This is a genomic window from Cupriavidus sp. FW305-F7 (assembly GCF_058782875.1).
Map to the genome: position 1 here is coordinate 1 of NZ_JBYSYC010000108.1, position 5559 is coordinate 5559.

6 protein-coding genes are annotated in these 5559 nt (G+C 61.8%); 1 reads left to right on the forward strand and 5 read right to left on the reverse strand.

All coding sequences use genetic code 11. The features are described 5' to 3' along the window. Positions 1 to 182 (reverse strand): alpha/beta fold hydrolase (locus tag AC3WL8_RS39695; protein ID WP_492380230.1); only part of this gene is annotated, 182 nt, incomplete at its 3' end. 315 nt (positions 183 to 497) lie between these two features. Here AC3WL8_RS39695 and AC3WL8_RS39700 point away from each other — a divergent pair. Continuing rightward, entirely contained in the window at positions 498 to 1115 is a 618-nt protein-coding gene (locus AC3WL8_RS39700) for a MarR family winged helix-turn-helix transcriptional regulator (RefSeq protein ID WP_492380231.1), read from the forward strand. A 28-nt stretch (positions 1116 to 1143) separates the two neighbouring features. On the opposite strand, the gene leuD is transcribed toward AC3WL8_RS39700, so the two are convergent. The 4 genes from leuD to AC3WL8_RS39720 form a co-directional block, all read right to left on the reverse strand. Continuing rightward, positions 1144 to 1773 carry a 3-isopropylmalate dehydratase small subunit gene (leuD, locus tag AC3WL8_RS39705; RefSeq protein ID WP_492380233.1) on the reverse strand — a complete coding sequence of 210 codons (630 nt, stop codon included), beginning with the start codon at positions 1771 to 1773 and terminating at the stop codon, positions 1144 to 1146. Between the two features lie 2 nt (positions 1774 to 1775). Next, positions 1776 to 3212, reverse strand: a complete 1437-nt coding sequence (leuC, locus tag AC3WL8_RS39710) for a 3-isopropylmalate dehydratase large subunit (protein ID WP_492380234.1) — start codon at positions 3210 to 3212, stop codon at positions 1776 to 1778. A 90-nt stretch (positions 3213 to 3302) separates the two neighbouring features. Continuing rightward, on the reverse strand, positions 3303 to 4202 hold the full coding sequence (locus AC3WL8_RS39715) for an isocitrate lyase/PEP mutase family protein (protein ID WP_492380200.1): 900 nt from the start codon (positions 4200 to 4202) through the stop codon (positions 3303 to 3305). 123 nt (positions 4203 to 4325) lie between these two features. Then, positions 4326 to 5348 (reverse strand): 2,5-dihydroxypyridine 5,6-dioxygenase NicX family protein, encoded by a 1023-nt coding sequence (locus tag AC3WL8_RS39720; protein WP_492380232.1) that lies wholly within the window; start codon positions 5346 to 5348, stop codon positions 4326 to 4328. Positions 5349 to 5559: the final 211 nt, after the last annotated feature.

Below are 5559 nucleotides of genomic sequence, written 5' to 3' on the forward strand. Positions count from 1 at the left end.
ATCCTCGACGGGTAGCGAGCGGCAAGACGCACTGCAATGCGAGCGCCCATGGAGTGACCGAGGACTGCCGGTGCCTCCAGCCCTACGGCCCGGATGAAGCCCTCAATGTCCGCGGCATAGTCGTCCAGGCGATAGCCAAGCCCGGCTCCGCCCTGAGACAGCCCGCGGCCGCGGAGATCCATAACTTAGACGTCGCAGAAGGCCGCCAATCGTTCGGCTACGAACTCCCATGTCGCAGCCGGACTCGTGATGCCGGGCAACAAGACCAGCGGCGTCTGGCCGCGGCCGAACCTCACGTAGTGCAAGCGTATGCCATTGACGACCACATGCCGGCCTTGTCGCATCGTATCTGTCATTTTTGCTCCCCGAGTTCAGTTGGCATATCACGTAGGCGCTCGCTTGCTCGCGTCGCCATGTCAATACGTTTCGTAGCTATATCTGGCATAATGCGGCTGTTTGGACCTTCATACTTTCAACATGGCCTCTCTGGTAGCGATATGAAAAAACCCGCCCGCAGCAATATCAAGGCAGCCGATCAGGCGCGACCCAGCTTCGAGCCCGCGACTTCCGTCTCCCATGCGGCCATGCTGGTGGATGGCAATGATGAGAAGTTTCGTCATGTGCTGTTCCTCGCCCGGATGTTCGCGGACCGCTTGGCCATGTTTCTTGAAGTCGTCGCTCGCGAGATCGACTTGACCGGCAACCAATATGTCATCTTGCTGGCGATCGCCCACTCCCAAGGTAAAGGTGGCGCCACGGTGCGCGATATCGCGCACTATGCGTTGATGGCGTCTACCCACGTTACGACGCAAGCCGGCGCCCTCATCAAGAAAGGGCTGGTCGAGAAGCATCCAAATAGCGCCGATGGCCGAAGCGTGCTGTTGCTGCTCACTCGCAAGGGCGAAAAGGCCATGGAGTGCATTGCTCCGATCCGCGAGCGGTTCAACGATGCCATGTTCGATGGCGTTTCCCGCCAATCGCTCCTCGCGGCCTCCAAGTTTCTTGAGCAGGTGACGGCCAACAGTGAGCGTGCCCTGCCCTTGCTACAGGATCCGGAACTGAAAGCCAACGCAGTCAAGCGCACCGGAATGAATACGAAAGCGGAAGCCGGCTAAGCAAAGCCGGCTAACCTGAGTCAACTGTTCAGGGGGTCGGCACGGTCACCGCGCCTGGCCAGGCCCATGGTCGACTCAGCCTGTCGGCGGCTTGCCACGCGCGTATCCGTGGCGCATCGATCAACGTGAGTCCGATCTCGTCAAGCCCGTGCAGCATCATCTCCCGCCGCCGTGCGTCGACCGAGAACGGCATTACGCGGCCATCCGGCGCAGTGATGCCACAGGCCTGCAAATCGACGCTCAGCGGCTCGCCCTGAGCGCATTGCACCGCGAGATCCTGAACCACGTCCACCGGCAGGCGGATCGGCAGCACGCCATTCTGGAAGCAATTTGCGTAGAAGATGTCGCCGAAGCTTGGCGCGATGACACAGCGCAGGCCGGCGCCCTGCAGCGCCCACACGGCATGCTCGCGCGATGAGCCGCAGCCAAAGTTTGGGCCGGCAAGAAGGATGGGCGCGCCGCGGAAAGCAGGCTGGTTCAGTATGAAAGAAGGATCTTCACTGCCATCCGGAAGGTAGCGCAGGACTTCCATGGCATAACGACCCAGTTCCTTCCTCGATGACATCGTCAGATGCTCGATGCGGATAATGACATCGGTATCGATATTGGCCCGCAGCAGCGGTGCGGCCGGCCCGGTGACGACGGTAAATGGCTGCATGGTCATACGGTTCTCCCGACCTGCGGCCCTTGAGCTGGCACGTGTTTCATGGTTCTCACATCGACAATATGGCCCGCAATCGCCGCTGCCGCCGCCATGGCAGGGCTGGCCAGATGCGTGCGTGCGTTGGGGCCCTGGCGGCCGATGAAGTTACGATTGGAGGTGGACACTGAGCGGCGGCCGGGCGGTACCTGCTCGCCGTTAGCCGCAACACACATGCTGCAGCCGGGTTCTCGCCACTGGAAGCCTGCCGCTTCGAAGACCTCGCGCAGGCCCTCGGCCTCGCCAGCGCGGCGCGTAAGTTCAGACCCTGGCACGACCCAGGCAGTCACGCCAGCCGCGACCCGGCGTCCGCGCACGACATCGGCCGCGGCGCGCAAGTCCGAAAGACGGGAATTGGCACAGGAACCAATGAAAACCCAGTCCACAGGCGTCCCGGCAATTGGCGCATTGGGGGCGAGCCCCATGTACTCCAACGCCAGCGCATAGGATTTGCGCAAATGCTCGGGTGCGCAGTGTGGATCGGGGATAACGCCGTCGACCGCTATGGATTGGTCGGGACTTACGCCCCATGTGATGGTAGGCGCAACTTCCGCGACGTCGATGACTTCCTCGCGATCGAATTCCGCGTCCTCATCGCTGGCCAACAAGCGCCATTGGGTGGCGGCCACCTCGAACGCCTCGCCTTGCGGCGCAAACGGCCGTCCGCGGAGCCAGGCAATGGTCTTGTCATCTGGCGCCACAATGCCACAGCGGGCCCCCAGTTCGACGCTCAGATTGCACAAGGTCAAGCGCGCTTCAATGTCCAGTTCGCGCACCGCACTACCGGTGTACTCGATGGCATAACCGACGCCCGCTGTCGCGCCGAGCGTCTTCAGGATGTGAAGGGCCAGGTCTTTGGCTGACACGCCGACAGCGAGCGCACCTTCGCAGCGAACGCGCATTCGCTTTGGCTTCTGCTGGCGCAAGGTCTGGGTGGCCAGGACGTGCGCGACCTCGGATGAGCCGACGCCGAAAGCCAGCGCTCCCAGTCCGCCGTTGGTGCAGGTATGGCTGTCACCGCAGATCACGGTAAGGCCAGGCAGGACGACCCCAAGTTCCGGCGCCATGACGTGGACGATCCCCTGTCCAGGCTGGCCGATGTCGAACAGGCGGATCTGGTTTTGCTTAGTGCGGTCGCGCAGTCCATTGTATAGACGGCTACCTTCAGCATAAGTGTTGCCAGTGCGTCCCGGCTGGCTCGAGACCACATGATCCGGCGTGGCGAAGACGAGTTCCGGATTGCACACTGGCAAGTCACGCGCCTCGAGTTCCGCGAGCGCCGGAGCGCCATTGAGATCATGGACAAGATGCCGGTCGACATGAAGCAATGCCCATCCTTCGCCCAAATCGCTGACCACATGGGCGTCCCAGATCTTGTCGAACAATGTCCGTCCCATCATGCATGCCCCCACGTGGCTGGCCCTGTCCCAAGGTCAGGTGTTTGCTTCATTGCTATTGCCTCCCTGCCGCCGTATGAAAAGTCGCCACTACTCCTGAGCATGATTGCGGTCGAAATCAGCGACCCAGTCAAAGCCCATCAGCGCAGAGAACTTCTGGAACTCATAGAGGGGCGTATCAAGCCCAACGGTGGACCCGTCCTCCCGGATCTTCCGGAACACGCTGCCCATGGCCGCTCCGGCCGCCAGAAAAGCGGTCGCGGGGAAAATGGCCAGCCCGTAGCCCAGGGATTGCAGCTCATCGCGACTCAGGACCGGCGTGCGCCCGCCTTCTACCATGTTGGCCACCAATGGCACGTCGAAGCTGCGACCAATGCGCTCCATCTCTTCGACCGACTCCGGGCTTTCAATGAACAGCAGGTCGGCGCCGGCCTTTGCATAGAGTTCGCCGCGGCGCAGCGCCTCGTCAAGGCCGAGTGTGGTGCGCGCATCGGTGCGCGCAATAATGAGGAAGTTGGGGTCGTCCCGGGTCTCGGCCGCAACACGGATCTTGTCAGCCATGGCTTCTGCCGGGATCACCCGTCGGCCCAGCATATGGCCGCATTTCTTCGGAAACTCCTGATCTTCCAACTGGATCGCGCTGGCGCCCGCGGCCTCATAGCCGCGCACCGTGTGCATGACGTTGAGCAAGCCTCCGTAACCGGTATCCGCATCGCAAATCATGGGCGTGTCGGTCACGCTGACAAACTGCTGTACGCGGTTGACCATGTCGGTGTAGCTGGCAAGGCCCGCGTCCGGCAAGCCGAGGTAGGAGGCGACCGTGCCGTAGCCGGTCATGTACAGCGCCTCGAAGCCGATACTGTCGGCCAACTTTGCCGACACCATCTCAAAAACGCCGGGAGCCGACAGCACACGCTTGTCGCGCAGGCGGGCGGCCAGTCTGGCGCGGCGATCCGCGCCGCGACTTTGGAATCGTGTTCCTTCTTTCATGCAATAGCCTCTATGAGCATGGAGTGTGTCGCCATCATCGCCCGGCTTACAACGCACCGGGCAATGAGGTCCAAAGCATGACCGCCACGGACGAGCGCCGGTACGCGGTGCCGCCCATGCAATTCAGATTGCCGGCCCAACGACCTCGCCGTCGCGCACCACCGTGTAGCCATCCAGGGTCAGTGTGCAGCCCAGCATCGGCATGTCGAAATGCGCGATGGTGTGCCGGCTCCCGCCCGCCTCCGTGTTCGGGCCTGTGGAGAACATGATGTTCCCCGCGAACGATCGCGGATCCGTGCCGACGCTTGACGGCTGCTTCTTCAAGGCTTCCCAATCCGCCCTGGGGTCCACCCCCCAACCGATATGTGACACGGCATAAGCTTCCGGATCGTTGAACGACGCCATCTGCTCGCGAAGCCGCACGGCCTCTTCCTCGCCATCGATGCTGCGAATGTATCCTTCGCGAATGGTGAGCGTGATAGGGGATTCGAGGTACCGATTGAGGGGCCATACAAAGTCCCCCCGGTTCAACACCACTCGCCCGTTTGTCGAGCCCTCGTCCGGCCACGTATAGAGGAAGGCGGAGGGCCAATGGTCCCAGCGTCCCGGGGTATCCGTGTAACCGTATTGGGTGATTACCGGGTATTGGCCCAGCTTCATCTCCACGTCGGTTCCCGCCGACGAGGTGATGCGCAGCGTCCGGGCGCCCTTGAGCACCTCCTCGCTTGCCTCGATCTGGCGTCGCAGTGCGTCCGTCGGCGGCCGGCTTGCAAGGATCTCCGGCGGTTCGACCACAAGTAGCATGCGCGTGCCGGCATTCAGGATTTCGACTTGCTCCGGAGAATGCAGAAGCAGCAGCAGGTCAACCACGAAATCGGCCTGCTTCAACGTCTCCAGGGCCAGCTTCTGTCCCGTGACCGGCGTAAGCCCGACGTACGAACCTTCCGCGGCGCCAGGTTTTACTCTCGGCGCAGCCATATGCATCCGGAATCCCTGGGCGCCCAGATTGGTGATGGCCTGCATGGCGGCATCTGCCATCGCAGCCGGAGTGCGCTCACCCGACAAAACGATGGCCGTCTCAGATTCATCCAACTTACAGCGCCGAAACTCCTCCTGAAACAGCGCGACCAGCTTTTCTTGCTGCATATCAGAACTCTCCTGGTAGGTTACGAATGCAATAGATGCGTGCCCATGATGATCAGAGGGCCGAGACTTGCTTCAGGTATGCCATTGCCTCTTCCTCGCCAATGACGTCTGCGTACTTGGCGTTCATGTCGTACAGATTGGCTTCCTGGATATCCGGATGTCGGTCTCCCACCGCTTCACGGACGACCATGGGCCGGAATCCATGTGAGAT

Bases quoted from the DNA above. Each gene is read 5' to 3' on its own strand.
- AC3WL8_RS39715 (WP_492380200.1), bottom strand. From the start codon at position 4,202: ATGAAAGAAGGAACACGATTCCAAAGTCGCGGCGCGGATCGCCGCGCC.
- leuC (WP_492380234.1), bottom strand. From the start codon at position 3,212: ATGGGACGGACATTGTTCGACAAGATCTGGGACGCCCATGTGGTCAGC.
- AC3WL8_RS39720 (WP_492380232.1), bottom strand. From the start codon at position 5,348: ATGCAGCAAGAAAAGCTGGTCGCGCTGTTTCAGGAGGAGTTTCGGCGC.
- AC3WL8_RS39700 (WP_492380231.1), top strand. From the start codon at position 498: ATGAAAAAACCCGCCCGCAGCAATATCAAGGCAGCCGATCAGGCGCGA.
- leuD (WP_492380233.1), bottom strand. From the start codon at position 1,773: ATGCAGCCATTTACCGTCGTCACCGGGCCGGCCGCACCGCTGCTGCGG.